This window comes from Bacillus sp. TL12 (assembly GCF_022625245.1).
Lineage (GTDB): Bacteria > Bacillota > Bacilli > Bacillales > Bacillaceae_G > Bacillus_A.
In genome coordinates this window covers 50140-76395 of sequence record NZ_JAJJBY010000005.1, presented here as the reverse complement: position 1 = coordinate 76395, position 26256 = coordinate 50140, and the positions used below count along the sequence as shown (strand labels likewise).

Here is a 26256-nt window from a genome sequence, read left to right as displayed (position 1 = left end):
ACAACAAAAAAGTTTCTCCTATTACTCCCTATCATAACATGAGATTATCTTCTATAATAAACTATTTTGTCATATTTGGCATATATTCCCCCTATTTCTTTTTATAATAGAAGTATTTTCCCCTAAAATAGGTGTTTTTCACTCCATTTTTTTGTTTTTTGCAAGCACTTTATCAATCCTCCCATTCCTTTGCTATTTTATTATTTTTTATATATCATAGGACTGTAGCGCGTTTTGTTCTATAAAATTGATGGAATGAAAATATTTCGCAATAACTTCATAACAGAAAGATGGTGAAAAGATTGCAACGTTTTATTAAATGGTTAGCAGTCATTACAAGTCTCGACCTATTATTTGTTTTATTAGGAGGGGCTTTAGTTACAAAAACAGGTTCAGGACAAGGTTGCGGTAAATCATGGCCACTTTGTAATGGTGAACTCGTCCCTTCAAATTTATCAATGGAAACGATTATTGAACTAAGTCACCGTTTAACATCAGGATCTGCTGGAATTCTCGTTACACTTCTTTGTGTACTATCATGGAAATATTATAAGCATGTACGTGAAACAAAAACGCTTGCTATTTTATCCTTTGTATTTCTAGTTGCGCAGGCATTAATGGGAGCAGCCGCAGTTGTATGGGGACAAGTACCTGCTGTACTTGCTATTCATTTTGGTATCTCCTTAATTTCATTTGCTTCTGTTATTTTACTAGCATGTCTTATTTTTGAGATTGACAAAAAATTCGATGCACGGTCCCTCATTATGGACAAAAAAATGAAATTTCATATTTATGGTGTAACAATTTACAGCTATATTGTTGTCTATACGGGAGCTTTAGTACGTCATGAGCGTGCTAGTTTAGCTTGTCCAGACTTCCCACTTTGTAGTAAAAGTAGACCATGGCCTACTCAATTGCATGAATGGGTGCAAATGGGACATAGGGCTGCTGCAATATTAATATTCGCTTGGATCCTATACGCGATGATTCTTGCTATTCGCCACTACAAACAGCAACGAGTGATATATTGGGGATGGATTATTTCGTTTATTCTTGTTACACTTCAAGCAATTGTTGGTATTTTAGTCGTTTATACAAATGCAAGTTTATCAATGGCTTTGTTACATTCGCTCTTTATATCTTGCCTCTTTGCTGTACTATGCTATTTAGTTATGTTAGGTACACGAAGCACAGCAAATGAAAAAAAGACCCAACAATCCACTACAACGCAAAATAAACAATCCTTTTAATAACTTACCATTATGATGATTTATTATTTTTATATAAAGAAAAGAGCTACTTTTAAGTAGCTCTTTTCTTTATGATTATTGCTCTAATTCAATCAGTAAATCTCCTGTTTGAATCGCATCGCCATCTTTTACATGTACTTTCTTTACTTTCCCATTGAATGGCGCCTGAACCGTTGTTTCCATTTTCATCGCTTCTGTAATTGCCATGGAATCACCTTTTTTCACTTCATCGCCTTCGTTTACAACGACTTTAATGACTGTCCCTGGCATTGTTGCACTAATATGATTTGGATTCTCACGGTTCCCTTTCACACGTTGCGCAACTGTTGCTTTAATATTTTCATCTTTCACAACAATTTCACGTGGTTGCCCATTAAATTCAAAGTAAAGTACACGCGTTCCATCTGGTTGCGGTTCACCAATTGACACTAATTTAACAATTAATGTTTTACCACGTTCAATTTCCACACCAATTTCTTCACCCAGTCTCATTCCATAGAAGAATGTTGGTGTATCAAGTACAGATACATTTCCATAAAGTCCAGTTACCTTTTGATAATCCATAAATACTTTTGGATATAGTGCATATGCAACAACATCAAAAATCGTTACTTCACGTCCAAGCTTATGGAATAACTCTTCTTTTAAAGCGTCAAAATCAACTGGTTCTAATAATTCTCCTGGTCTTACTGTTAATGGCTCTTTCCCTTTTAAAATGATTTTTTGTAATTCTTTCGGGAAACCGCCGTAAGGCTGTCCAAGATCTCCAGAGAACATTTCTACAACAGAACCTGGGAAATCTAGCGAATGGCCACGCTCAAAAATATCTTGTTCTGTAAGATGATTCTGTACCATGAATAATGCCATATCGCCAACAACTTTTGATGAAGGTGTTACTTTTACAATATCCCCAAACATATCATTTACACGGCGATACATCACTTTCACTTCATCAAATCGATCTCCTAAACCAACTGCTTTCGCTTGTTGTTGCAAGTTACTATATTGACCACCTGGCATTTCATGCATATATACTTCTGTATGAGGTGCATTCATACCACTTTCAAATGATGCGTAATATTTACGAACATCTTCCCAGTAATGTGAAAGTTTTTCTAATGAATCCACATTCACATCTGGTTGTCTTTCATTTCCACCTAGCGCATAATATAACGTATTTGCACTTGGTTGCGATGTCAGACCAGCCATTGAGCTTACAGCTACATCGACAATATCAACACCCGCTTCAATTGCTTTTGTATACGTTAAAACACCATTTCCACTTGTATCATGCGTGTGAAGGTGAATCGGAATCGATACCGTTTCTTTTAAAGCAGAAACTAAATCATAAGCTGCATTAGGTTTTAATAGTCCCGCCATATCTTTAATACCTAGAATATGCGCTCCTGATGCTTCTAATTCTTTTGCTAAGTTTTTATAATAATTCAAGTCATATTTACTACGCATTGGATCATGGATATCCCCTGTATAACACATTGTTGCTTCTGCAATTTTACCGCTGTCTCTTACAGCATCAATAGCAACTCTCATACCTTCCACCCAGTTCAAGCTATCAAAAATACGGAATACATCGATACCAGCTTGCGCTGAACATTCTACAAATTTTTGAATTAAATTATCTGGGTAGTTTTTATAACCAACTGCGTTCGATGAACGAAGAAGCATCTGGAATAAAACATTTGGCATTCTTTCACGAAGTTCTAATAAGCGTTCCCATGGATCTTCTTTTAAGAAACGATACGCAACATCGAATGTTGCACCGCCCCACATTTCCGCTGAAAATAAGTTTGGTAACATTCTAGCTGTCGGCTCAGCGATTGTGTTTAAATCTTTTGTACGAATACGTGTTGCAAGTAATGATTGATGTGCATCACGGAATGTAGTATCCGTTAATAGTACACGTTTTTGATCTTGTACCCATTTTACTAACCCATCTGCACCACGTTCATCCAAAATTTGTTTCGTTCCATTTTGAACTGGTTCAGAATGTTTCAAATTTGGTATACGTGCATCCGGGAAAATCGGTTTTTCTTTCTTTCCTACACCAGGGAAACCATTTACTGTTACCGTACCTACGTAACTTAACATCTTTGTTCCACGGTCTTTACGCTTTGGAAAGACGAACAGTTCAGGTGAAGCATCGATAAACGATGTATCATACTCTCCTGATAAGAAATTCTTATGTTTTACAACATTCTCTAAGAATGGAATATTTGTTTTAATACCACGAATACGGAACTCTTTTAAGTTACGCTCCATTTTCGCCGCTGCTTGTTCAAATGTAAGTGCCCAAGTTGTTACTTTAACAAGTAATGAATCATAATACGGCGTAATAACGGCTCCTTGGAAGCTGTTACCTGTGTCAAGACGAACACCAAAACCACCACCAGAACGATATGCCATAATCTTTCCTGTATCAGGCATAAAGTTATTAAGTGGATCTTCTGTTGTTACACGAGATTGGATTGCATATCCATGCACAACGACGTCTTCTTGTTTTGGTACACTCACTGTTGAACTATGTAAAGAGTGTCCATCAGCAATTAAAATTTGAGACTGTACAATATCAATTCCTGTAATCATTTCTGTAATGGTATGTTCTACTTGAACACGTGGATTTACTTCAATGAAATAAAACTCATTACCTTTTACAAGGAATTCAACTGTACCAGCATTTAAATAGTTTACGTTTTTTGTTAGCTTTACTGCCGCTTCACAAATACGATGACGAAGTTCATCTGGGAGCGATACACTTGGTGCAATTTCAACTACTTTTTGATGACGACGTTGTACAGAACAGTCACGTTCATATAAATGTACAACATTTCCTTCTTCATCGGCTAATATTTGGACTTCTATATGTTTAGGTTTTTCAACGAATTTTTCAACATACACTTCATCGTTACCAAAAGCTGCTTTCGCTTCTGATTTTGCACGATCATAAGATTCTTTTAATTCATTACCGTTACGTACGATACGCATACCACGGCCACCACCACCAAGTGATGCTTTAATAATTATCGGGTAATCATACTTTTTAGCAAATTCTTCAACTTCTTCTAGTGAATTAACAGGTCCATCGCTACCAGGAATAACTGGAATATTAGCTAATTGCGCTTGCGTTCTTGCTTTTACTTTATCTCCAAACATATCTAAATGTTTACTTTTTGGTCCGATAAAGATAATCCCTTCTTCTTCACAGCGTCTAGCAAATTGAATATTTTCTGACAAGAAACCATATCCTGGGTGAATTGCATCCACATGATTGCTTTTCGCAATCTCAATAATACCTTCAATATCAAGATAGGCATCGATTGGCTTTTTTCCTTCTCCCACTAAATAAGATTCATCTGCTTTATAGCGATGGTAAGAACCGCTATCCTCTTTTGAGTAAATTGCAACTGTGTTTAATCCAAGTTCTGAACAAGCTCTGAATACACGAATTGCAATTTCTCCACGGTTAGCTACTAATACTTTTTGAATACGTTGCAGCTTTGTCATGATTTTCCCCCTCTACTTTCCTACCACTCTAGAGATTAAATAGGTACACGCTCTAAAGAGCGTGAAGTTCTTCACTTTCTTTTCTAAACTATAATCGGAAAGCTTCACTTTATTTTTATACATCATACCTTATTTTTCAACAAATGATAAGTTTTCTGATCAATTTGTTTCACAAAAATAGTATAGCACAACTCTTCTTTTTCTGATAGCTTTATTGTATAACACATTAAAATAAATATGACACTCTATTGATGTTTTAATCCCAAAAAGTATAACTTATTTAAAAGACCATAATAAAAAGGCTTTGTGCATCAAACACAAAGCCTTTTTATTTCACAACAACAAGATGTGGTTCACCTGGTTCTTTTTTCACTATTTGTTGTTTTTCTTTTTGTTTCTCTTGTCGCTTCACATAACTACCCACATTCAATAATATCCCCATTGCAAATAGGTTCGCCATTAAAGAACTGCCACCATAACTGACAAATGGCAAAGGCACGCCAGTAAGAGGCATTAGCCCAGACATACCAGCAATATTAACAAACGTCTGTACGCCAAGCATACTAGCAATACCTATAGCAATTAAACTTCCAAATGGATCTTTACACTTTTGAGCAATTCGAAGTGAACGAATAATAATAAGCAATAAGCTAATCAAAACAATCGCTACTCCAATAAAACCAAGCTCTTCCGATATAATTGCCATAATAAAATCTGTATGAGGCTCCGGTAGATATCCAAATTTTTGTATACTATTCCCAAGACCTCTTCCGTTTAATTCACCCGAAGCAATACCAATAAAAGAATTTACCAATTGGAACCCATCACCTTGTGGATCTTCAAACGGATTTAAAAACACTGAAAAACGTGCTTTTTGATAAGGCTTCAATGCAAAGTTACCAACTAAATACAAAAGCGGAATCCATACAATTGTACTTAATAAAATACGCTTTATCCACTTGTTAATCGGAATACCTGAGCAAAGGAACATAATTCCGACAATACCAATGATTAACAGAACTGTCCCCAAATCATTTTGTTTTAGGATTAAAAATATGATTAACCCTATAAACAGAATTGTACCTGCCGATCCTTTCCATACTGAGGTATCCGTTTCTTGCCTTCTTGCAAAGAAACGCGCGAGTATGATAATGATAGCTAGTTTAACAAATTCAGCTGGCTGTATACCAAATACCCAAGCTTGCGCACCATTAGTTTCTTTTCCTAGTAATAACGCTAACGATAGCAAACCAATACTTCCTAGCATCATGAGTAATAAAACAATTCTTTTTCTCCAAAACTGGTATGGAATCACAGCGATTATCCCTAACCCCAATACTGTACCTATACTTAATGCTATTAATTGCTTATTAAAAAAGTAATTAGCCGCTTTTTCAAACCTTGTAATCGCTACAATAGAGCTAGCACTGTATACCATTATAACTCCCAGTACACATAAAATAACAAGTGGAAGCAATAATGAATAATCCATCGACTTCCATACTTTTTTCATTCAATATCCTCTTTCTGTTTTCGTTTAATTGTTGTATTCCATATGTATTAGAATTCTTCCTGCTTTATTATACAAATAAAAAGCTCAAACTTAGTCAGTTTGAGCCCCCTTATTTGAACCCGTTACGATTGCTTGTTTGTAAACGCTTCATGAAGTGCCGATAATTCCCGTTCGAGCTCTCCTAGCATATCTTTTCCTTGCTCTTCTGCAATAAGACCAAGACGAACCGCAAAGTCAACTTCACGGGATAGCCCAAACATTTGTGTATCGAGCACTTCTTCATATAATGGACATTGCGGCATTGTAAGGTTGTCCATTTGCACCTTAATAAGTCTTAAAATCTTCTCCGCATCCGCTTGTAGAAGGGCAAGTGCCTTTTCCTGATGATTTGCTACTGTCTCAGACGCCAAATTGATTCCCTCCGTTTCCGTCCTACTCTCCTATCCTATCTATTAATATTAGCGATAGTTTTCATAAATTGCAATAGAAACATTTTTTGTGACAATCGTGTCTAATGCTATTATACTGAAAAGTGGGAACATATTACAAATGGGGGAACAACAATGAGTGAAATTTTATTTATAAACGGGAAAGTCCGTTTTCCAATCACACTTGATCCAAGCGTTTGGATTTTTGATGATCGAAAAGTAGATTTAACAACTTACTTCACCGAAACGAGAGAAGAAAAATCTGAATTAGAAGACTATCTCAAGCATACTTCTGAACATTGGGATCGTGAAATCCGTGATGGTGCCGCTTTCCCACCTATTCAAAAGAGTGTAAAAAAATTCAAAAAAGAACAGCTCATTACAGGAACGTTTGGTATACCACTTCATCCCTTTTTAAAAAACGCTGGAATTAAAGCTGAAGCGACACATGTTGAAATCCATACACTGCATGATATCATCAGTCTTTCATTAGAAGAAGCAAACGAAATTATTCTTGGATTTTCAAAAGACGGAAAACCATTACGAGAAGACGGACCTGTCCACCTTTATTTTGGTAATGGCTCTAATATAAACAATCCAATTCGAGACATCCGTAAGTTTACAATTATATAAAAAGGAGTGGGACAAAGTCCCACTCCTTTTTATAATAAATCTGCTGCTAGCTGCGCTAAATTTGAACGTTCTCCTTTTACAAACTTTACATGTCCACTAATTTTTTGTTCTTTAAATTTCTCTACAACATACGTTAAACCATTATTATATTCATCTAAGTAAGGATGATCAATTTGTTGCGGATCTCCCATTAAGACAATTTTACTCTTTTCTCCAACCCTTGTTAATATTGTTTTTACTTCATGTTTTGTTAAATTTTGTGCTTCATCAATAATAATAAATTGATCTGGAATACTTCGCCCTCTTATATAAGTAAGCGCCTCTACTTCAATTGAACCCATTCCCGCTAAAATCGCATCTAATTCACCTGGTTTTTTTGTATTAAATAAATACTCTAGATTATCGAAAATCGGCTGCATCCATGGTCTTAATTTTTCCTCTTTTTCCCCTGGTAAATAACCGATATCTTTTCCAACCGGAACAATCGGCCGGGCAACGAGGAGTTTTTTGTACAATCCTAAATCCTCTGTTTGCATAAGGCCAGCTGCTAGCGCAAGTAAAGTTTTTCCAGTTCCCGCTTTACCCGTTAATGTTACAAGCGGAATATCTTCACGAAGCAATAATTCCAATCCCATAGTTTGCTGCACATTCCGCGGACGTATTCCCCAAACTTGCTCATTATGAAAAACCAGTTTCTTCACTTTTTTTCCTGAAAAATCAACAATTCCAAGTGCAGAGCTAGAACCACCGAGCGCATCTTTCATCACAATAAACTGATTCGGATAAAATGGATGATTTGCAATTTCTGATAAAGGAAGCTCTCCTTTTTCATAAAAATGATTTAATTTTTCTTTTGATATGTAGCCTTCTAAAAAACCTGAATATATATTGTCCACTTCAATTACACGATCACTTAAATAATCTTCAGCTTGTAAACCAAGAGCATCCGCCTTTACTCTTACAAGCACATCCTTACTGACTAAAATGACAGACTTTCCATTCTCTTTTTCTTGCTCTTCCAAAAATAAATTTTTCGCCACAGCTAAAATACGATTATCGTTTGTTTTTTCAACAAAAATATCTTGCAGTTGAACAAATGAGCGATGGTTTAATTCAATACGAAATGTCCCTCCATTTTCAAGAGGTATACTCTCATGCAATTTTCCTAATTCGCGAAATTTATCTATCAACTTAGATACATAACGAGCATTTCGTCCAACTTCATCCATGTAGCGTTTTTTCGAATCAACCTCTTCTAATACAACTGCTGGAATCACTACCTCATTTGTTTCAAAAGAAAAAATAGATAAAGGATCCTGCAAAAGTACATTCGTATCTAACACATAAATTTTATCCAACCTGTTACCCCCTGACTCCACTTTTAAATTTGTAGAACAAGGGTTTCATCCATGATCGTGATATGGACGAACCATTGTTATAATTATATGTAATGTATTAACGAGGTAGAATCGAAATTCATAGAAATTAAAACTTTTCTTCGTCATTTTTTCATATTTATTACTAGGTATCGTATTCTTTCTGCAAAATTTATATTCTAACATGTAACAAAGTTCAGCTATTTACTTTGGCTGAAAGAATAAAAAAGGATGAAACTCCTCGCGTTCATCCATTTCTATAATTCTTTCATTGCTGTCAAAACTTGATTATCAAGTTTTTCAGCAGCACGAAGATCATATGTTTTTTCATATGTTGGTTCCGAAGTAAGCTTTGCTCCATAAAACATAACATCACGCACTTCTTGAACAGATACTTCTACTACAGTTAACTTAAGCGGAATACCTTCCAATCTCTCCTTTAAAATCTTTGCTTCACCGCTAATGGAAAATACAGATTCATTTGCCATCACAGTAAGTACAAGCCCTGGCTGATGGCGTAAATTTTCCACAATGCGAGAGCGTTGATCAACTGCAAATCGTATGCTTGTCTTATTCATTGCATATACCCATGAAATAGCACTTACATTTGGAATAGTCTTTTCAAAATCAATCGTTGCAATTGTAATGATATGCCCTTCCCGTAAAGATTGAACTAAAGAATCTGTCAATGTAGGTTCTACTACATTTGCCATATTTCCACCTCCAAATTTTTCTTTACCCTAATAATAACTTATTTTTTTGAATTGCAAAAATATTATTTTTTCCCCCTATAGTTCAAAAATATCAAATTTACATGATATACTTATATCGATAGAATTTGTATTGAGGTGACGAAATGAGAGTCAAATGCATGCTTTGTGATAAAAAAGAAGAGTTAGATGACGAAAATCCTATGGCCAAAAGGCTTCGTAACCGTCCTATTCATACATATATGTGCATGGAATGCACAGAACGTATTGCAGAACGTACAATGGAACGCCATGCAACCGGAAAATTCCACTTATATCGTGATAAAACAATAGAAGATGAGTGGTAAACTGCCAAATAAGTCCTTAATCATTCAGATGAGGACTTATTTATATTTCTCCGGCTCTCGTTTCATTTGATCTAAGAAACAATCTATAAGCTCTACTGGAAATCTTGTAGAATGCTTTTCCCCTTCTTGTTCATACGTAACCAAATACATATCTTCTTTCTTTTCTACCGTTACCTCTCTTAATTGATGATCTTCATGTAACATACTATGGAACAGTATATAAGTTTCTTGTGCAGCTTCATCATGCGGACGTGCTTCCGCAACTGTTTTAATCGTTAACCAATTATATAATGTATCTTGTACAGAGCGCATGAAACATCCCCTCCCTAATTCACTCTCTGTTTCCGCGCTTGATGTAAGCGCAATCTATAAATACCAAGCACAGCTGCCGCCACAACAAGACCTTCTCCCACTGGTAAAAATACCGCAAAAAAAGTTAGAACCGTACACCCAATCGCTAATACCACATAGATCACAACATTTTGTAATAACGATAACTTCCTTGCAAAACCTAAATTATATACAAGCACACTCAAAATAATCATCGTACCATAAAGTAGCCACATACCTATTTCTGGATTCGTTTCTACATTGTATAACTTTGCAAAAAATGACATTCTCTCTATCATTACACTTCCCCCCTATCTAAAAAAATCCCTATGAACACTTTTCACTAACTAGTAATGCCTTATCTCCATTTTCAGACTCTATGTTACCTACTATAAGAGTACCTTGCAGAAAAAATACTGTCTAGATAAATGAAGAAATTTTCTAAAAATATTTAAATAAAAAAAGCTGCCTTTTCATAAAAAGGCAGCTTCCTCATTTTTTATGCTTCTACAGATTTCTTTTTCTTAGCAGCTCTTTCGCGTTCACTCTTATCAAGAATCTTTTTACGAAGACGAATCGATTCTGGTGTTACTTCACAGTATTCATCATCATTTAAGTATTCTAATGACTCTTCTAAAGTCATAATGCGTGGTTTTTTCATTGTTGATGTTTGGTCTTTTGTTGCAGAACGAATGTTAGTTTGTTGTTTCATTTTTACAACGTTAACTGTTAAATCATTCTCACGTGTATGTTCCCCAACAATCATACCAGCATATACTTCTGTACCTGGTTCAACGAAGATTACACCGCGATCTTCAACTTGCATAATACCATATTGTGATGCTTTTCCTGTTTCAAGTGAAACAAGAACACCTTGGCGACGTCCACCAACTTGTCCAGCATGTACTGGTTGGTAGCAATCGAATGTATGGTTTAAAATACCATAACCACGAGTCAATGTTAGGAATTCTGTTGTGTAACCAATTAATCCACGTGCTGGCACCATAAATGTAAGACGAACTTGGCCGTTTCCATTATTGACCATATCTAACATTTCACCTTTACGTGCACCCATTGATTCCATAATAGAACCAGTATATTCTTCTGGTACATCAATTTGTACACGTTCTACTGGCTCACATCTTACGCCGTCAACCTCTTTAATGATTACTTCTGGTTTAGATACCTGTAATTCATATCCTTCACGACGCATGTTTTCAATTAAGATAGATAAATGTAACTCTCCACGTCCAGATACAATCCATGCATCAGGAGATTCTGTATTATCTACACGTAAACTCACATCTGTTTCTAATTGTGAACGAAGACGCTCTTCAATTTTACGAGATGTAATGTATTTACCTTCACGACCTGCAAATGGGCTGTTATTTACAAGGAACGTCATTTGTAATGTTGGCTCATCGATACGTAATAATGGTAAAGCATCTTGATGTTCAACTGGACATACTGTTTCACCAACGTTAATGTCTTCCATACCTGAAACAGCTACTAGATCTCCAGCTTTTGCTTCTTCAATTTCTTGACGTTTTAAGCCCATGTAACCAAACAATTTCGTTACACGGAATTGTTTTACACTTCCGTCAACTTTCATTAATGCAACTTGTTGTCCGACTTTCATTGTACCGCGGAATACACGACCAACTCCAATACGACCAACGTAGTCGTTATAATCAAGAAGTGCTACTTGGAATTGAAGTGGCTCTTCGCTATTATCAATTGGTGCCGGAATATGTTCAATAATTGTGTCAAACAATGATTTCATATTCTCTTCTTGATTTGCTGGGTTTGAATCTAAGCTTGCTGTTCCGTTCATTGCTGATGCGAATACAACTGGGAACTCTAACTGATCTTCGTTTGCACCAAGCTCAATGAATAAGTCGATTACTTCATCAACTACTTCATCCGGGCGAGCAAAGTCACGGTCAATTTTGTTTACTACAACGATTGGAGTTAAGTTTTGCTCAAGAGCTTTCTTTAAAACAAATCGTGTTTGTGGCATACAACCTTCATATGCATCAACAACAAGTAAAACACCATCAACCATTTTCATGATACGCTCTACTTCACCACCGAAGTCAGCGTGTCCTGGTGTATCTAAAATGTTAATTCGTTTATCTTCATAATGGATCGCTGTATTTTTTGCTAAAATAGTAATACCGCGTTCTCTTTCTAAATCGTTCGAATCCATTGCACGCTCTTCTACATGCTCATTTGCACGGAACGTCCCCGCTTGACGTAATAATTGGTCAACAAGTGTTGTTTTACCATGGTCAACGTGGGCAATAATTGCTATATTGCGTAAATCTTGTCGTTTTTTCAACATGTCCAACTCCTAGTGTCTTTTTAATCCTTCTCTATTATAAGAGCGAAGGGGATACAATGGCAATCAAAATAAAATCAAGAATGAAAATATAGTTGTATTCTTACTTTTGTGAAAGTAAAATGAAATTGGAGGGTGAAGAAATGGAACACATTCAATATCGCTTTTTATTAACCGCTATCATCGGTGTTATTTTCTTAATTGGCATAGGCATTATGATTGCTGAAAATAGTCCCATTGGTATTATTATTTGCATTATTGGTACATTTGTTACAGTCGGATATGGATTTATAACAAAACGCAAAATGCGCAAATCACAGTGACATAAAAAAGTAAGAAGCTACGTCTTGAGCCTCTTACTTTTTTGTTACTGTGATACATATGGTAATAACTCTTCATACACTCCAGGTTTTGCAACTAACACACTGCTCTTCTCAACAATAGAAAGCATCGTGCCGGCGAATGTCGTTACCTTACCACCGACTTCTTCTACAATAATCATTCCCCCGCCAAAATCCCATGGAGATAATCGAGGTGTCACGTAGGCATCTAGTCTTCCCGTTGCAACATAAACCATTTCTAATGCTGCACATCCGTATGAACGTGTTCCCCTTGCCAATTTTACAAGTTGCATCATTTTCTCCATATTAAGTAATGGATTATCAGTGAGCCAAGTTGCATTTAAAGCAATTATTCCATTCTCTATGGCACTCTCCTCTAAAGAAGGAATGGATACACCGTTACAAAAAGCTCCTTCTCCTTTTACAGCATGATAAAGCTCATCGTGAACTGGATCATAGATAAGGCCTATTCTTCCGATACCGTTCTCATAAATGCCGATTGAAATTGCAAAATTTCTTTTTTGATGCACAAAATTCATCGTGCCATCGATTGGATCAATTAGCCAAACAACTCCTTCAGAAGAAGCTACTTCATCCCCATATCCTTCCTCACCTAAAATATAATGATTTGGAAATGTTTGTTTAATTTCTCCAATCAAAAACTGCTCTATTTCTCGATCCATATTCGTTACTAAATCAGCTGCACTTGATTTCGTCTCTATGGTAAGTGTCTTTTGCAATGATGCCATTAAACGCTCACCAGCTTCTCGAATCCACCGCTTCGCATTTGTATCGATTTCTTTCCATACCTCTTGCATGTTTAAACACTCCGATCTATACTGTTCACAGAAAAAACGAACCCTTTATAAGGTTCGCACCAACTTAATTTTTATACATATACTATTATTACGCCTCTAAACGGATCATTTCAAGTCTTAGCACTTCTAATTTTTGCACGCACTCTTCTTTTTTCTGGTTATCATTTTCCATCATTGCATCATATAGCGTTGCTAATTCATAATCTAACTCCAATCTTAGCACCGGAATTCTTTTTTCAGCATCTGTTCTCTTTAACGCGTTAATTACCTGTCTCATTTTTATTGCCTCCTCCCAATATTCGTCTGCCCTCGGACTAGAATTAACTTAATTTTCTGATTTTTTGTTTTATACTATATTATGTTGGATAAATCATCTATGCAACAAAATTATATTTTTTTACTGAAATTTTTTTGTACTGTTTTTTTTATCAATCGTACAAGCTATGCTAAAATTAAAAACAAACTAGGAGTTGGAGGAACTATCATGACATTACAAACATTTAAATCAACTGACTTTGCTGTCTTTGCAGTTGATGGTCTCGAAGAACGAATGAATGCTATTAAAACGAATATTCATCCTAAATTAGAAGCTCTAGGCGAGCAATTTTCTCATTATTTATCAGAACAAACTGAGGAAACTTTTTTCTATCATGTTGCAAAACATGCACGACGTAAAGTCAATCCACCAAACGATACTTGGGTTGCTTTTTCAACAAATAAACGCGGATATAAAATGCTGCCACACTTTCAAATCGGTTTATGGGGTACCCATGCTTTCATATACTTTGGTTTAATCTATGAGTGTCCACAAAAAGTGGAAGCGGCTCATGCCTTCTTAGAACATTTAAATGATTTAAAAACAAGTATACCAAATGACTTCGTTTGGTCCATTGACCATACTAAACCAGCTGTAAAACTACATAACTCACTTGAAATAACTGATTTACAAAAAATGATTGAACGCTTAGCAACTATAAAAAAAGCCGAGTTACTAGTTGGTATTCACATCACACCAGAAGAATTTTCAACACTTACTGATGAACAATTTCTTGCGAAGGTTGAAACTACTATGCACTCACTCCTTCCTTTATATAAAATTTGCAATCGATAGTAGAAAACGGACAATATAAATATTGTCCGTTTTAAGTTGTTATCCCATTATAGCACTGTGTGTTTTATTTTTCAAAATCTTTTTACATTTTTACAATCTTTTGTTCTTCTACTTCTTTTGCTCTTTGAATTACCCGATATATTGAGTAACCACTTACCTCTTGAAACTCTTTATCAATTTTCTTCTCTTCCGCTTTCGATGGTACAATTTCTTTAAAGCGACGATATAGTCCCATCAGTTCTTCTCTTACGATACCTTTCTCATATGCCTTTTCAATGGCCTCATAGAATGTCACGATTGCAATCATCTCATCATTTGACCAGTCATAATCAAGTGGGTATTGATATTCCATATATACACCTCATTCATTTTTATCCTTACCATTGTGCTATCTTAAAATAAAAATTCCATCCTTCTTCACTATGGTCACTTTGCATTATACACTATTTCCCTTTTATGATGGAATTATCTCCCGCCAGATTGAAAATAGCAGAGTAATAAAAATATAACTCTTCAGCCACCTAAAAATGTAACTTTAAGTATTATTTCCCCTTACCCAACTCCTTTACTTCCGCTAAATTCCGCTGTAAAGATATGATTGACTACGAGCAGGATAAACCAAAACTTCTATTGCTGAGACTCCAACGTGTCTTCTCACTTTCTTTAAACCTTAAGATGAGCGTTTATTACTCACACACAATGGGATAAACTTACTACTAATTATGCATATAATAAAAATAATAATTTTCCCTATACATATATAATCATTGGTGATATAATGCTTTTGTTTTATTGAAAATAAAGTGAAGCTTCCATGAAAAAACTTTTGAATGGTAAGTAAACAAATCAAGTTCTTCTAGACGGTTATATAACTATACAAGGGGAGATAACTTTCTTATTGAACAAGATACACATAAAACAACTCTATAATAAATATTACTAAGAAGAAGGGGTGTATAGATTGTCCCAATACAAAACACCATTGTTTACCGCTTTAGTAGAGCACAGTAAGCGAAATCCAATTCAATTCCATATCCCAGGTCATAAAAAAGGACAAGGAATGGATCCTACGTTTCGCGAATTTATTGGGCATAATGCATTAGCAATTGATTTAATTAATATCGCACCGCTCGATGATTTACATCATCCGAAGGGTATGATTAAAGAGGCCCAAGATTTAGCCGCTACTGCGTTTGGTGCAGATCATACTTTCTTTTCCGTTCAAGGTACAAGCGGTGCGATTATGACAATGGTGATGAGTGTTTGTGGCCCAGGGGATAAAATTCTTGTACCACGAAACGTTCATAAATCTGTAATGTCAGCCATTATTTTCTCAGGAGCAAAACCAATTTTCATTCATCCTGAAATTGATCCCAAGCTCGGTATTTCACACGGAATTACAATTCAATCTGTAAAAAAAGCACTCGAAGAACATGCAGATGCAAAAGGATTACTCGTTATTAATCCAACATACTTTGGGTTCGCTGCAGACCTACAGCAAATTGTAGAATTAGCTCACTCCTACGAAATACCTGTATTAGTTGATGAAGCTCATGGTGTTCATATTCATTTCCATGACGAATTACCAATGTCAGCTATGCAAGCTGGTGCAGATATGGCAGCGACAAGTGTGCATAAGCTCGGCGGTTCGTTAACACAAAGCTCTATTCTAAATGTAAAAGAGGGCCTTGTGAATGTAAAACATGTCCAATCCATTATTAGTATGCTTACAACAACATCGACTTCTTACATTTTGCTTGCTTCCCTTGATGTTGCAAGGAAACGACTTGCAACTGAAGGAAAGGCATTAATATCAAAGACAATACAGTTAGCTGAGCAGGTTCGTAACGCCATAAATAATATTGAACATCTTTATTGTCCTGGAAAAGATATGTTAGGTACAGATGCTACATTTAACTATGACCCAACAAAGCTAATTATATCTGTAAAAGACTTAGGAATTACAGGTCATGAGGCAGAGTTATGGTTAAGAGAGCGTTATAACATTGAAGTTGAACTCTCAGACTTATATAGCATCTTATGCCTTGTTACATTAGGCGATACAGAAGATGAGACAAACATTCTTATTAAAGCCTTACAAGAACTAGCAACAACATTTAAAGATAGAGCTGACAAAGGTGTTCAAGTACAAGTTGAAATTCCAGAAATCCCTGTACTTGCCCTCTCTCCTCGAGATGCTTTTTATTCAGAGACAGAGGTCATCCCGTTTGAAAATGCTGCTGGTCGCATTATAGCTGATTTTGTAATGGTTTATCCACCAGGGATTCCAATCTTTACTCCAGGTGAAATTATTACACAAGAAAACTTAGACTACATTCATAAAAATTTAGAAGCAGGTCTACCAGTTCAAGGTCCCGAAGACATGACATTACAAACATTACGCGTTATTAAAGAATATAAGCCTATCATTTGATAGGCTTTTTTTTCACCATTTCTCCTTTTACTCATACCATACTAAAGAATGTAACGTATAGGTGGGGATACAGTTATGATTGTGATTGGTCGTTCCATTGTACATCCTTATATCACGAGTGAAAATGAACCGTTCGCTACTGAAAAACAACAAATCTTAGCCATCATGGCTGGAAATCAAGAAGTATATGCATTCCAAACAGTTGGCGAACTTAGTTTTGATCTGAATTTACGAGTCCATATCATTACATCTGCCTTAGAGCTCTTTCAAAGTGGGCTTCAGTTCCGTACATTCCAACAATCCTATTGTAATCATGAATTTTGGAAAAGGACACCACTAGGAGGGTTTCAACTGCTTCCAAATGTACTACCCTCCGTCGCGATAAGAGATATTTTTAAAAATGGAAAAAAGTACGGAACAGAATGTGCAACAGCGATGATTATTATTTTTTACAAAGCACTTTTAGCTCTATATGATGAGCAAACTTTTAATCGCTTATTCGCAAACCTTCTACTATATACATGGGATTATGATCGAGATTTAAAACTGGTGACAAAAACCGGTGGGGATATCGTTCCTGGCGATCTTGTTTACTTTAAAAATCCACAAGTAAGTCCAGCTTCAGTTGAGTGGCAAGGAGAGAATGCCTTTTATTTAGGTAATTTCTTTTTTTATGGACACGGTGTAGGAGTACAAACAAAAGAACAAATCATTTATTTATTAAATGAACGAAGGATTCCCTATGCCTTTATCTCAGCATATTTAACAGATCTTATTACCCGCATAGATAGCCGCCTTATGAGCCAACATGCTTCTACTAATACTCTACAAACCACCTTCAAATTCATTCCCATTCGAGATGATGCAATTGTTGCAACCATTGGTCACACAACTACAATTTATTAAAAAACGCCTGCAAATATGCAGGCGTTTTTTATTATTGGGCTTTTGTATGCTCTTTGTGACCACATTCGCAATGAGATCCACATTTTCCGTAAAGTACTGTTGTCTTTTCATCTTCAAAGTGTGCAATTGTTTCTTCGCAAACTTGACATACGATTGTTCCCATTTTTCATTTCCCCCTAAGTTTATGGTCCTAAAAACTTTTTCAGTAGCAAGATTCCTATATATTATTGGGCTTTTGTATGTTCCTTGTGATCACATCCGCAAGATCCACATTTCCCGTAAAGTACTGTTACTTTCTCATCCTCGAAGTGTGCAATTGTACTTTCACAATCTTGACATACGATTGTTCCCATTTTCTATTTCCCCCTAAGTTTATAATCCCAAAAACTTTTGTAACCGCTTAACTTTCTGTCTTTATTTTAATATGTTATACTTTTTCCGTCAATAGGTTTTTAGTATAACACATTAAAAATTTTATTTTATATTAGTATGCGACAATAACAAAAAAAACAGTCATATCTTAATAAGTACGACTGTTTCCATTTATTTATTCTTCATATTCAGCATGTAAGGACGTTGGCGGTACAAGAAATTTAAAAAACTGTGCTAGATCATCCGCTTCTTCCTCCGATTGTAATTTAAAGACTTGCTGTAAATGTTGAACATTATCTACATCGTCTTGACCTAGTAGAGTCGCTCTCCCTGTCTGCATGCAAACAACAAGAGGTTTCCCAAAAAACATATTTGTATAAATAACCCCAAAATCATAACGGTTTTCATGTGTCATAAATCCTAAAAATCGTACCTTCACACTTTCATGTTCATCATACAATTTTTCAAACATTTACTCCCTCCGTTCTTCACAGCACTTTCTACTTGTATATATTAAACAGAATGAGTAAGGATTCCTTTTTAATTGTCAAAAAATTTACAACAGTGTTAAAATAGCTATATATATTACGTCAGGAGGAATTTCTTTATGCAACATGCATTTATTAAACTTGTACCTAAATCTAAGCAACAAGCTGTCACATTAGAAGATGTAAAACAACTTTTTCATTATTATCAAACAATTACTTCCCAAACTGGTGCACAAGTTAGCTATGCATATACTAACGTGGCATTTCCATATGAGATACTTAATACATCAGAGACTACACTTGAACTAAAATCTAGTCACGATCGATATAATTCTATTTATGTGGGGGTTGGAACAGAAAACGAGCAAGCTTTCGTTCAAATCTCCTTGCCTTCTACTGCCACATTTGGGGATAAAGGAAAAGCAAATGAATTCTGCCGTTTTTTAGCAAAGAAACTAGAGGGTGAATTAAGGTTATTTAATGGGAGAACAATGTACTTTTATAAACGCTAATTTCTAAAAAAGCAAGATATTATTAAAAAGAACATACTATTTGCACAAGTAAGAAATAGCGCTTGCTTTCTTACACTAAGAACAACATAAGCAATTACATATGCTAAGTAAAGAAACACGAAAAAAAGCATCACTTTATAATGAAGCTTATCACCATTCGATAAGAATAACACAATAGAAAATCCACTCCATAAAAGGAAATGGTAAAATATAACATGGATGATTTTCATGGAACCGTCTCCTTTGACATGCTCTATTTTATAATAAGATATGGTACTGGACACAAATCCATTACATAATACAAAAAGATGTAATGGATTTGTGTCCAGTTTATTTCTATTAACGTGCATTCCCATTTTTGATATATAGTATTACATATCCATTCGACAAATACACATAATGACCCTGTAAGCTCTTCTAAAGTATTTATAGATAGATTTTATTAAATAGAAAATAACCCGCCTCTGAACAGATAAGAGGCGGGTTATTTTGCTTGTTCTTATTATTTTACAATGTGAATTGGCATTCCAAGAGCAACTTCTGCTGCTTCCATTGTGATTTCACCTAATGTTGGGTGAGCGTGGATTGTTTGAGCGATATCTTCTGCTGTCATTCCAGCTTCGATAGCTAAACCAATCTCAGAGATAATATCAGAAGCACCTGCACCTGCAACTTGTGCACCTACAAGAAGACCATCTTCTTTACGTGTTACAAGTTGTAAGAAACCGTCTATGCTGTTTAATGATAAAGCACGACCGTTTGCAGCGAATGGGAACTTAGATACAGCTACACTCATTCCAGCTTCTTCAGCTTGTTTCTTAGTGTAACCAACAGATGCTAATTCTGGATCAGTGAAGCATACTGCTGGAATTCCGATGTAATCGATTGCTGATGCATGGCCACTAATCGCTTCAACAGCTACTTTACCTTCGTAAGAAGCTTTGTGAGCTAATGGTGGTCCAGGAACGATATCACCGATTGCATAGATGTTTGGTACGTTTGTACGGCATTGCTCATCGATTTCGATGATGCCACGGTCAGTCATTTTAACTCCAACTTGCTCAAGACCGATTTCTTGCGTATTTGGACGACGACCTACAGTTACTAATACATAATCAGCTTCTACAGTTTGTACTTCGCCTTTAACTTCGAAGCTAACTGTTACGCCGTTTTCTGTTTCTTCAACGCCTTTAGCCATAGCTTTTGTATGGATGTTTACGTTGCCTTTTTTCTGAAGAGCACGCTTAACAACAGAGCTCATTGCTTTTTCGAAACCAGCTAAGATTTCATCGCCAGCTTCTACTACAGTAACTTCTGTACCGAAGTTAGCATATGCAGTTCCTAATTCCATACCGATATAACCGCCGCCGATTACAACAAGTTTTTTAGGAATTTCAGGTAAGCTTAATGCACCCGTAGAGTTGATAACACGTTTAGAGTATTTGAATCCAGGAATTTCGATTGGTGTAGAACCAGTTGCAAGAACAGCATTTTTAAACGTATAAGTTTGAGCTGCATCGTCAGTCATTACGCGTAATGTGTTAGCATCTACGAAGTAAGCTTCACCGCGAATGATTTCAACTTTGTTACCTTTAAGAAGGCCTTCAACACCGCCAGTTAATTTCTTAACTACGCCGTTTTTCCATTCTTGAACTTTTGTAAAGTCAACTTTTACGTTCTCTGCAGTGATACCCATGTCATCAGAATGCATTGCATTCTCATAACGATGACCTGCATTGATTAACGCTTTTGAAGGAATACATCCAACGTTTAAGCATACGCCACCAAGGTTAGCTTTTTCAATAATTGCTACCTTTTGACCTAATTGTGCTGCACGAATTGCCGCAACGTATCCACCAGGACCTGCACCAACAACGACTGTATCTAATTCAATTGGGAAATCTCCTACTACCATTGTTATTACGCCTCCATTACTAATAATTGTGGGTCATTCAATAGACGTTTAATTTGGTTTAATGCTTTTTGAGCAGTTGCGCCGTCAATTAAACGATGGTCAAAGCTTAGAGATAATGCTAATACTGGAGCTGCAACGATTTCACCGTTTTTCACAACTGGTTTCTCAGCAATGCGGCCGATACCAAGGATTGCTACTTCTGGGTGGTTGATAACTGGAGTGAACCATTGTCCACCTGCAGAACCAATGTTTGTAATTGTGCAAGAAGCACCTTTCATTTCAGCTGGAGCTAAGCGACCTTCACGTGCTTTACCAGCAAGATCATTGATCTCGTTAGAAATAGTGAAGATTGATTTACGATCTGTATCTTTAACAACTGGTACTAATAGACCTTTGTCTGTATCAGCTGCGATACCGATGTTGAAGTAATGTTTATGAACGATTTCTGAAGATGCATCATCTAAAGAAGTGTTCAGCATTGGGAATTCACGTAATGCAGATGTTAAAGCTTTTACAACATATGGAAGGTAAGTTAATTTAATACCTTTATCAGCTGCTACTGCTTTGAACTTCTTACGGTGAGCAACAAGTTCTGTTACATCTACTTCGTCCATTAATGTTACGTGAGGAGCTGTATGTTTAGAGTTAACCATTGCTTTCGCAATAGCTTTACGGATACCACTCATTTTCTCACGAGTTTCTGGGTATTCACCAGCTGGGATTGGTTGTGCTTTTGGTGCTTCTTCTTTCGCTGCTGGAGTAGCTTCTACTGCTGCTGGAGCTTCAGTTGCTGCTACTGCTTGTCCGCCATTTGCAAATGCATCGATATCAGCTTTTACAACGCGGCCATTTTTACCAGAGCCAGCTACCTTATGAATGTCTACACCTTTTTCACGAGCGTATTTACGTACAGATGGCATAGCGATTACGCGCTCATTTACCACTTCTTCAGTTGCTGCTGGAGTTGCTGCCGCTGCTGGAGCTTCTTCTTTCACTTCTTCAGCTTTTGGAGCATCGTCATGGTCGTCACCTTTAAATTTAAGGTTTTCGTATCCAGGAGCGTCAAACTTAATTAAAGTATCTCCTACTACTGCAACTGTACCTTCTTCTACAAGTACTTCAAGTACTTTACCTTTAACAGGAGAAGGAATCTCTACAACTGCTTTATCATTTTGTACTTCAAGAAGTACATCGTCTTCGTTTACTTCATCGCCTGGTTTAATAAACCATTTAACGATTTCACCTTCGTGGATACCTTCGCCGATATCTGGTAGTTTAAATTCAAATGCCACGGAATTCAGCCCCCTGATTCATATCATTATTATGGAATAAGCACAAAAGAAATCAGCATGTGCTGATTTCTTTTGCACATGAAAAACTAAAATTAGAAGTTCATTACTTTGTTAACAGCTTCAACAATATCTTTATGGTTTGGTAACCATACGCTCTCAGCTTGAGAGAATGGGAATACTGTATCAGCAGCTGCAACACGTACAACTGGAGCTTCTAAGTTTAAGATTGCACGGTCGTTAATTTCCGCTACAACGTTAGCTGCAATACCAGCTTGTTTTTGAGCTTCTTGAACTACAACTACGCGGCCTGTTTTTTCAACAGAAGCGATGATTGTTTCGATATCTAATGGTTGAACTGTACGTAAGTCAACAACCTCTAAAGAGATACCTTCTTTTTCAAGTTCTTCAGCAGCTTTTAATGCAGCATGAACCATAGCACCATAAGCGATAACAGATACATCTGTACCTTCGCGTTTGATATCAGCTTTCCCTAAATCAATTGTGTATTCGCCTTCTGGTACATCTTGACGGAATGAACGGTACAATTTCATATGCTCTAAGTAGATAACTGGATCGTTGTCACGAATCGCAGAGATTAAAAGACCTTTTGCATCGTATGGAGTAGATGGAATAACAACTTTTAGACCAGGTTGTTGAGCCACTAATCCTTCTAAGCTATCAGCATGTAGTTCAGGAGTATGAACGCCACCACCGAATGGAGAACGAACTGTTACTGGAGCAGTCCAACGTCCACCAGAACGATAACGCATACGAGCTAATTGACCAGAAATTGAATCCATTACTTCATAAACGAAACCGAAGAATTGGATTTCTGGAACTGGACGGAATCCTTCAAGTGCAAGTCCAACTGCAAGTCCACCAATACCAGACTCTGCAAGTGGAGTATCCATTACACGGTCTTCACCGAATTCAGCTTGTAAACCTTCAGTAGCACGGAATACTCCGCCGTTTACACCAACGTCTTCACCAAATACAAGTACGTTAGGATCATTTTTCATTTCAACACGTAAAGCATCAGTGATTGCTTGAATCATTGTCATTTGAGCCATGGCTTACTTCGACTCCTTTTCTTTATAAATTTCATATTGTTCAGCTAAGTTGTAAGGCATTTTTTCGTACATGATTTCCATTAAATCAGTTACTTTTTGTTTTGGAGCTTGGTCAGCCTTAGCAATTGCTTGTTTGATATCTTCTTTTGCTTCTTCGATTACTTTCTCTTCTACTTCTTGAGACCATAGGCCTTTGTTTTCTAAGAATGCACGGAAGCGTACGATTGGATCTTTTTGTTCCCATTCGTTTTCGATATCTTTTGTACGGTAACGAGTTGGGTCATCACCAGCCATTGTATGTGGACCATAACGGAATGTTAAAGTCTCGATTAAAGTAGGACCTTCACCGTTTACTGCGCGCTCACGAGCAAAAGCAGTTGCTGCGTATACAGCTAATGGATCCATACCGTCTACTTGAATTCCATAAATACCTGCTGCTACTGCTTTTTGTGCTACAGTTTTAGCTGCAGATTGCTTTTCTACTGGAGTAGAGATTGCATAACGGTTGTTTTGAACAACGAAGATTGCTGGAGCTTTGAATGCACCCGCAAAGTTCATACCTTCGTAGAAGTCACCTTGAGAAGCACCACCGTCACCAGTGTAAGTAATTGCAACAGATTTTTTACCACGTAATTTCATACCTAACGCAACACCAGCAGTTTGGATGATTTGCGCACCGATGATGATTTGTGGAGCAAGTGCATTTACATTTTCAGGCATTTGGTTACCCATGAAGTGTCCACGAGAGAATAAGAATGCTTGGTATAATGGTAAACCATGCCATACTAATTGTGGAACGTCACGATATCCTGGTAAGATGAAATCTTCTGCTTCAAGTGCGAAATGACTTGCTAATTGAGAAGCTTCTTGTCCAGCTGTTGGTGCGTAGAAACCTAAACGTCCTTGACGGTTTAAAGAAATAGAACGTTGATCTAGTACGCGAGTATACACCATACGGCGCATTAATTCTTTTAATTGATCATCAGTTAATTCAGGCATTGCTGCTTCATTCACAACTTCGCCTTTTTCATTTAAAATTTGTAATGTTTCAAATTGAGCTGCGATAGCTTTCATTTGCTCATCAACATTAAATAGGGTCTTTTTTGTTTTAGTACCCATTCCGTTCACCTCTTCCTCTCTTGAACCATATTCTGAAACGCTTTCACTAGCAATCAGCTAGAAAGAAAACGCAACCATGTAAACCGACAGGAAACCTTGCCGGTTGAGAATAATTTTGTGTACCTAACAATCTGTACTAATGTTTTTTCAGAAACATATTAATACAATCTTGATCACGTTTTTTAGTTTACAACTATTCTAATCACGATGTCAATTACTTTGGTTACGTTTTTTTTATGACTAACATTGAGGTTTCCACTATACGTAGTTGTTTTCATTTTTACATCTGTATTAGTAAGCGATAACCTACTGTTATATTATTCCCTTTTTAACCCTCTTTTCATCGTAGAATAATCTGTAAACGATTAATTCTCCTTAGTTTTTCTCTCTTTGTAACAAAAATATGCAATCACTTCTTCCTTTTCTAGGAAAATGCCTACACACTCCCAATCACTTTTCCATACATTATGATAACCGCAGTATTAGCGGGAAATGATAAAGGAGGTCATCTCATGTACGGATACACATATTGCTATCCAACTTGTTCATATCCTTCCTATGGCTATGGAGGTTCTTGCGGAGGATCCGGACGCGGCTTTGCCTTAATCGTTGTATTGTTTATCCTTTTAATTATCGTTGGTGCTGCTTGCATTCGTTAATGTAAAACAAAACAACTATTGAAAGAAACAGGCGGCTCTGCCGTCTTTTCTTTTTCAATCCTTTAATAAAAAGGATTGATTAAAGCCCCCATACATATACACGATTTTCTTTACCATGACTTTTTCGATGTCCTTTGGTAGACTAAAGGAGAAAGGAGAGATCACATATGCTTACAATGAACGATGTAATTCGTGAAGGAAATCCCGTTCTACGAGCAGTAGCAGAAGAAGTACCTCTGCCAGCAAGTGAAAAGGATTTGCGTACTCTTAAAGAAATGATTGAATTTGTAATAAACAGTCAAAACCCTGAAATGGTTGAAAAATATAATTTACGTCCAGGAATCGGGATTGCAGCGCCACAAATTGGTATTTCAAAAAGAATGATTGCTGTTCATGTTACGGACGCAAATGAGACACTATACAGTTATGCTTTATTCAATCCCAAAATTATTAGTCACTCCGTTGAACGTACATATTTATCAGGAGGCGAAGGTTGTCTATCGGTAGATCGTGAAGTACCTGGCTACGTGCCGCGTTATACACGAATTACAGTTAAAGCAACTACTATCGATGGTGAAGAGGTAAAATTACGTTTAAAAGGCTTACCAGCGATTGTATTTCAACATGAAATTGATCATTTAAACGGCGTCATGTTCTATGACCACATTAATCAAGAAAATCCTTTTGCATCCCCTGATGATGCAAAACCATTCGAAAGATAAAAAAAGCAGAAGCTACGGCTTCTGCTTTTTTTATCTGAAATGGTTCT

Annotated in this window: 29 protein-coding genes; 10 read left to right on the top strand and 19 right to left on the bottom strand. The window is 36.5% G+C overall.

The features are described 5' to 3' along the window. Window positions 1–302: 302 nt before the first annotated feature. On the top strand, window positions 303–1250 hold the full coding sequence (locus tag LOK41_RS06675) for a COX15/CtaA family protein (RefSeq protein WP_241815785.1): 948 nt from the start codon (window positions 303–305) through the stop codon (window positions 1248–1250). Between the two features lie 75 nt (window positions 1251–1325). Here the strand turns inward: LOK41_RS06675 and pyc are convergent, their stop codons facing one another. The 3 genes from pyc to LOK41_RS06660 form a co-directional block, all read right to left on the bottom strand. Continuing rightward, a complete protein-coding gene (gene pyc / locus LOK41_RS06670) occupies window positions 1326–4772 on the bottom strand; it encodes a pyruvate carboxylase (protein WP_241815784.1) in 3447 nt (1148 codons plus the stop codon). Window positions 4773–5100: 328 nt separating this feature from the next. Further along, window positions 5101–6285 (bottom strand): FtsW/RodA/SpoVE family cell cycle protein, encoded by a 1185-nt coding sequence (locus LOK41_RS06665; protein WP_174099263.1) that lies wholly within the window; start codon window positions 6283–6285, stop codon window positions 5101–5103. Between the two features lie 122 nt (window positions 6286–6407). Beyond that, window positions 6408–6695 carry an Fpa/YlaN family protein gene (locus LOK41_RS06660; RefSeq protein WP_241815783.1) on the bottom strand — a complete coding sequence of 96 codons (288 nt, stop codon included), beginning with the start codon at window positions 6693–6695 and terminating at the stop codon, window positions 6408–6410. Between the two features lie 153 nt (window positions 6696–6848). On the opposite strand from LOK41_RS06660, the gene LOK41_RS06655 reads away from it, so the two are divergent. Then, window positions 6849–7346, top strand: coding sequence for a molybdopterin-binding protein (locus LOK41_RS06655; protein ID WP_241815782.1), 498 nt, complete (start codon window positions 6849–6851; stop codon window positions 7344–7346). A 29-nt stretch (window positions 7347–7375) separates the two neighbouring features. Here LOK41_RS06655 and LOK41_RS06650 read toward each other — a convergent pair whose 3' ends face one another. Continuing rightward, the gene (locus LOK41_RS06650; RefSeq protein WP_174099260.1) at window positions 7376–8704 is read right to left on the bottom strand and encodes a PhoH family protein; all 1329 of its coding nucleotides are present in this window, start codon (window positions 8702–8704) and stop codon (window positions 7376–7378) included. A 275-nt stretch (window positions 8705–8979) separates the two neighbouring features. Further along, on the bottom strand, window positions 8980–9435 hold the full coding sequence (locus LOK41_RS06645) for a pyridoxamine 5'-phosphate oxidase family protein (protein ID WP_241815781.1): 456 nt from the start codon (window positions 9433–9435) through the stop codon (window positions 8980–8982). A gap of 143 nt (window positions 9436–9578) precedes the next feature. On the opposite strand from LOK41_RS06645, the gene LOK41_RS06640 reads away from it, so the two are divergent. Continuing rightward, window positions 9579–9779, top strand: a complete 201-nt coding sequence (locus LOK41_RS06640) for a YlaI family protein (RefSeq protein WP_026049164.1) — start codon at window positions 9579–9581, stop codon at window positions 9777–9779. Window positions 9780–9815: 36 nt separating this feature from the next. Here LOK41_RS06640 and LOK41_RS06635 read toward each other — a convergent pair whose 3' ends face one another. From LOK41_RS06635 to typA, 3 genes are all read right to left on the bottom strand, one after another. Then, window positions 9816–10091 (bottom strand): hypothetical protein, encoded by a 276-nt coding sequence (locus LOK41_RS06635; RefSeq protein ID WP_241815780.1) that lies wholly within the window; start codon window positions 10089–10091, stop codon window positions 9816–9818. A gap of 14 nt (window positions 10092–10105) precedes the next feature. Beyond that, window positions 10106–10408 (bottom strand): YlaH-like family protein, encoded by a 303-nt coding sequence (locus tag LOK41_RS06630; RefSeq protein WP_241815779.1) that lies wholly within the window; start codon window positions 10406–10408, stop codon window positions 10106–10108. A 200-nt stretch (window positions 10409–10608) separates the two neighbouring features. Further along, window positions 10609–12453 (bottom strand): translational GTPase TypA, encoded by a 1845-nt coding sequence (gene typA, locus LOK41_RS06625; protein WP_241815778.1) that lies wholly within the window; start codon window positions 12451–12453, stop codon window positions 10609–10611. Window positions 12454–12593: 140 nt separating this feature from the next. Here typA and LOK41_RS06620 point away from each other — a divergent pair, with 140 nt between their 5' ends. Then, entirely contained in the window at window positions 12594–12773 is a 180-nt protein-coding gene (locus LOK41_RS06620) for a DUF5325 family protein (protein WP_000400124.1), read from the top strand. A gap of 44 nt (window positions 12774–12817) precedes the next feature. Here LOK41_RS06620 and LOK41_RS06615 read toward each other — a convergent pair whose 3' ends face one another. Together LOK41_RS06615 and LOK41_RS06610 are read right to left on the bottom strand one after the other, a co-directional pair. Then, window positions 12818–13609, bottom strand: coding sequence for an inositol monophosphatase family protein (locus LOK41_RS06615; RefSeq protein ID WP_241815777.1), 792 nt, complete (start codon window positions 13607–13609; stop codon window positions 12818–12820). Between the two features lie 88 nt (window positions 13610–13697). Beyond that, window positions 13698–13886, bottom strand: a complete 189-nt coding sequence (locus tag LOK41_RS06610; RefSeq protein ID WP_001250169.1) for a hypothetical protein — start codon at window positions 13884–13886, stop codon at window positions 13698–13700. 207 nt (window positions 13887–14093) lie between these two features. Between LOK41_RS06610 and LOK41_RS06605 the strand changes: the two genes are divergently transcribed. Beyond that, a complete protein-coding gene (locus tag LOK41_RS06605) occupies window positions 14094–14720 on the top strand; it encodes a YktB family protein (RefSeq protein ID WP_241815776.1) in 627 nt (208 codons plus the stop codon). Between the two features lie 82 nt (window positions 14721–14802). Here LOK41_RS06605 and LOK41_RS06600 read toward each other — a convergent pair whose 3' ends face one another. Then, window positions 14803–15072, bottom strand: coding sequence for a UPF0223 family protein (locus LOK41_RS06600; protein ID WP_241815775.1), 270 nt, complete (start codon window positions 15070–15072; stop codon window positions 14803–14805). A gap of 609 nt (window positions 15073–15681) precedes the next feature. On the opposite strand from LOK41_RS06600, the gene LOK41_RS06595 reads away from it, so the two are divergent. Next, window positions 15682–17154, top strand: coding sequence for an aminotransferase class I/II-fold pyridoxal phosphate-dependent enzyme (locus LOK41_RS06595; protein WP_277818508.1), 1473 nt, complete (start codon window positions 15682–15684; stop codon window positions 17152–17154). 75 nt (window positions 17155–17229) lie between these two features. Further along, window positions 17230–18060 (top strand): protein-glutamine gamma-glutamyltransferase, encoded by an 831-nt coding sequence (locus tag LOK41_RS06590; RefSeq protein ID WP_241815773.1) that lies wholly within the window; start codon window positions 17230–17232, stop codon window positions 18058–18060. A 31-nt stretch (window positions 18061–18091) separates the two neighbouring features. Here LOK41_RS06590 and LOK41_RS06585 read toward each other — a convergent pair whose 3' ends face one another. The 3 genes from LOK41_RS06585 to LOK41_RS06575 form a co-directional block, all read right to left on the bottom strand. After that, entirely contained in the window at window positions 18092–18223 is a 132-nt protein-coding gene (locus LOK41_RS06585) for a GapA-binding peptide SR1P (RefSeq protein ID WP_241815772.1), read from the bottom strand. Between the two features lie 61 nt (window positions 18224–18284). Next, complete coding sequence (locus LOK41_RS06580) at window positions 18285–18413, bottom strand: GapA-binding peptide SR1P (RefSeq protein WP_000536782.1); 129 nt, start codon at window positions 18411–18413, stop codon at window positions 18285–18287. A gap of 194 nt (window positions 18414–18607) precedes the next feature. Further along, on the bottom strand, window positions 18608–18904 hold the full coding sequence (locus LOK41_RS06575; RefSeq protein WP_003199960.1) for a DUF3055 domain-containing protein: 297 nt from the start codon (window positions 18902–18904) through the stop codon (window positions 18608–18610). Between the two features lie 135 nt (window positions 18905–19039). On the opposite strand from LOK41_RS06575, the gene LOK41_RS06570 reads away from it, so the two are divergent. Then, window positions 19040–19432 carry a DUF1885 family protein gene (locus tag LOK41_RS06570; protein WP_174099249.1) on the top strand — a complete coding sequence of 131 codons (393 nt, stop codon included), beginning with the start codon at window positions 19040–19042 and terminating at the stop codon, window positions 19430–19432. On the opposite strand, the gene LOK41_RS06565 is transcribed toward LOK41_RS06570, so the two are convergent. The 5 genes from LOK41_RS06565 to pdhA all read right to left on the bottom strand — a co-directional run bounded on the left by LOK41_RS06565 (window position 19429) and on the right by pdhA (window position 24828). Beyond that, entirely contained in the window at window positions 19429–19662 is a 234-nt protein-coding gene (locus tag LOK41_RS06565; protein ID WP_000691318.1) for a hypothetical protein, read from the bottom strand. The two genes, LOK41_RS06570 and LOK41_RS06565, sit on opposite strands and share 4 nt — an antisense overlap. A gap of 272 nt (window positions 19663–19934) precedes the next feature. Next, the gene (gene lpdA, locus LOK41_RS06560) at window positions 19935–21347 is read right to left on the bottom strand and encodes a dihydrolipoyl dehydrogenase (protein ID WP_241815771.1); all 1413 of its coding nucleotides are present in this window, start codon (window positions 21345–21347) and stop codon (window positions 19935–19937) included. A 5-nt stretch (window positions 21348–21352) separates the two neighbouring features. After that, the gene (gene pdhC, locus LOK41_RS06555; RefSeq protein WP_241815770.1) at window positions 21353–22639 is read right to left on the bottom strand and encodes a pyruvate dehydrogenase complex dihydrolipoyllysine-residue acetyltransferase; all 1287 of its coding nucleotides are present in this window, start codon (window positions 22637–22639) and stop codon (window positions 21353–21355) included. 92 nt (window positions 22640–22731) lie between these two features. Continuing rightward, the gene (pdhB, locus tag LOK41_RS06550; protein WP_000068166.1) at window positions 22732–23709 is read right to left on the bottom strand and encodes a pyruvate dehydrogenase complex E1 component subunit beta; all 978 of its coding nucleotides are present in this window, start codon (window positions 23707–23709) and stop codon (window positions 22732–22734) included. 3 nt (window positions 23710–23712) lie between these two features. Continuing rightward, window positions 23713–24828, bottom strand: coding sequence for a pyruvate dehydrogenase E1 component subunit alpha (gene pdhA, locus LOK41_RS06545; RefSeq protein WP_000536894.1), 1116 nt, complete (start codon window positions 24826–24828; stop codon window positions 23713–23715). A 512-nt stretch (window positions 24829–25340) separates the two neighbouring features. On the opposite strand from pdhA, the gene LOK41_RS06540 reads away from it, so the two are divergent. Beyond that, a complete protein-coding gene (locus tag LOK41_RS06540) occupies window positions 25341–25487 on the top strand; it encodes a YjcZ family sporulation protein (RefSeq protein ID WP_000274566.1) in 147 nt (48 codons plus the stop codon). Window positions 25488–25654: 167 nt separating this feature from the next. Next, on the top strand, window positions 25655–26209 hold the full coding sequence (gene def, locus LOK41_RS06535; protein ID WP_241815769.1) for a peptide deformylase: 555 nt from the start codon (window positions 25655–25657) through the stop codon (window positions 26207–26209). The last annotated feature ends 47 nt before the right edge of the window (window positions 26210–26256 follow it).

Excerpts from the sequence above, each read along its gene's own strand:
- pyc (WP_241815784.1), bottom strand. The coding sequence starts at position 4,772 with ATGACAAAGCTGCAACGTATTCAAAAAGTATTAGTAGCTAACCGTGGA.
- LOK41_RS06665 (WP_174099263.1), bottom strand. The coding sequence starts at position 6,285 with ATGAAAAAAGTATGGAAGTCGATGGATTATTCATTATTGCTTCCACTT.
- LOK41_RS06655 (WP_241815782.1), top strand. The coding sequence starts at position 6,849 with ATGAGTGAAATTTTATTTATAAACGGGAAAGTCCGTTTTCCAATCACA.
- LOK41_RS06645 (WP_241815781.1), bottom strand. The coding sequence starts at position 9,435 with ATGGCAAATGTAGTAGAACCTACATTGACAGATTCTTTAGTTCAATCT.
- LOK41_RS06640 (WP_026049164.1), top strand. The coding sequence starts at position 9,579 with ATGAGAGTCAAATGCATGCTTTGTGATAAAAAAGAAGAGTTAGATGAC.
- LOK41_RS06635 (WP_241815780.1), bottom strand. The coding sequence starts at position 10,091 with ATGCGCTCTGTACAAGATACATTATATAATTGGTTAACGATTAAAACA.
- LOK41_RS06630 (WP_241815779.1), bottom strand. The coding sequence starts at position 10,408 with ATGATAGAGAGAATGTCATTTTTTGCAAAGTTATACAATGTAGAAACG.
- typA (WP_241815778.1), bottom strand. The coding sequence starts at position 12,453 with ATGTTGAAAAAACGACAAGATTTACGCAATATAGCAATTATTGCCCAC.
- LOK41_RS06620 (WP_000400124.1), top strand. The coding sequence starts at position 12,594 with ATGGAACACATTCAATATCGCTTTTTATTAACCGCTATCATCGGTGTT.
- LOK41_RS06615 (WP_241815777.1), bottom strand. The coding sequence starts at position 13,609 with ATGCAAGAGGTATGGAAAGAAATCGATACAAATGCGAAGCGGTGGATT.
- LOK41_RS06610 (WP_001250169.1), bottom strand. The coding sequence starts at position 13,886 with ATGAGACAGGTAATTAACGCGTTAAAGAGAACAGATGCTGAAAAAAGA.
- LOK41_RS06605 (WP_241815776.1), top strand. The coding sequence starts at position 14,094 with ATGACATTACAAACATTTAAATCAACTGACTTTGCTGTCTTTGCAGTT.
- LOK41_RS06600 (WP_241815775.1), bottom strand. The coding sequence starts at position 15,072 with ATGGAATATCAATACCCACTTGATTATGACTGGTCAAATGATGAGATG.
- LOK41_RS06590 (WP_241815773.1), top strand. The coding sequence starts at position 17,230 with ATGATTGTGATTGGTCGTTCCATTGTACATCCTTATATCACGAGTGAA.
- LOK41_RS06585 (WP_241815772.1), bottom strand. The coding sequence starts at position 18,223 with ATGGGAACAATCGTATGTCAAGTTTGCGAAGAAACAATTGCACACTTT.
- LOK41_RS06580 (WP_000536782.1), bottom strand. The coding sequence starts at position 18,413 with ATGGGAACAATCGTATGTCAAGATTGTGAAAGTACAATTGCACACTTC.
- LOK41_RS06575 (WP_003199960.1), bottom strand. The coding sequence starts at position 18,904 with ATGTTTGAAAAATTGTATGATGAACATGAAAGTGTGAAGGTACGATTT.
- LOK41_RS06570 (WP_174099249.1), top strand. The coding sequence starts at position 19,040 with ATGCAACATGCATTTATTAAACTTGTACCTAAATCTAAGCAACAAGCT.
- LOK41_RS06565 (WP_000691318.1), bottom strand. The coding sequence starts at position 19,662 with ATGAAAATCATCCATGTTATATTTTACCATTTCCTTTTATGGAGTGGA.
- lpdA (WP_241815771.1), bottom strand. The coding sequence starts at position 21,347 with ATGGTAGTAGGAGATTTCCCAATTGAATTAGATACAGTCGTTGTTGGT.
- pdhB (WP_000068166.1), bottom strand. The coding sequence starts at position 23,709 with ATGGCTCAAATGACAATGATTCAAGCAATCACTGATGCTTTACGTGTT.
- pdhA (WP_000536894.1), bottom strand. The coding sequence starts at position 24,828 with ATGGGTACTAAAACAAAAAAGACCCTATTTAATGTTGATGAGCAAATG.
- LOK41_RS06540 (WP_000274566.1), top strand. The coding sequence starts at position 25,341 with ATGTACGGATACACATATTGCTATCCAACTTGTTCATATCCTTCCTAT.
- def (WP_241815769.1), top strand. The coding sequence starts at position 25,655 with ATGCTTACAATGAACGATGTAATTCGTGAAGGAAATCCCGTTCTACGA.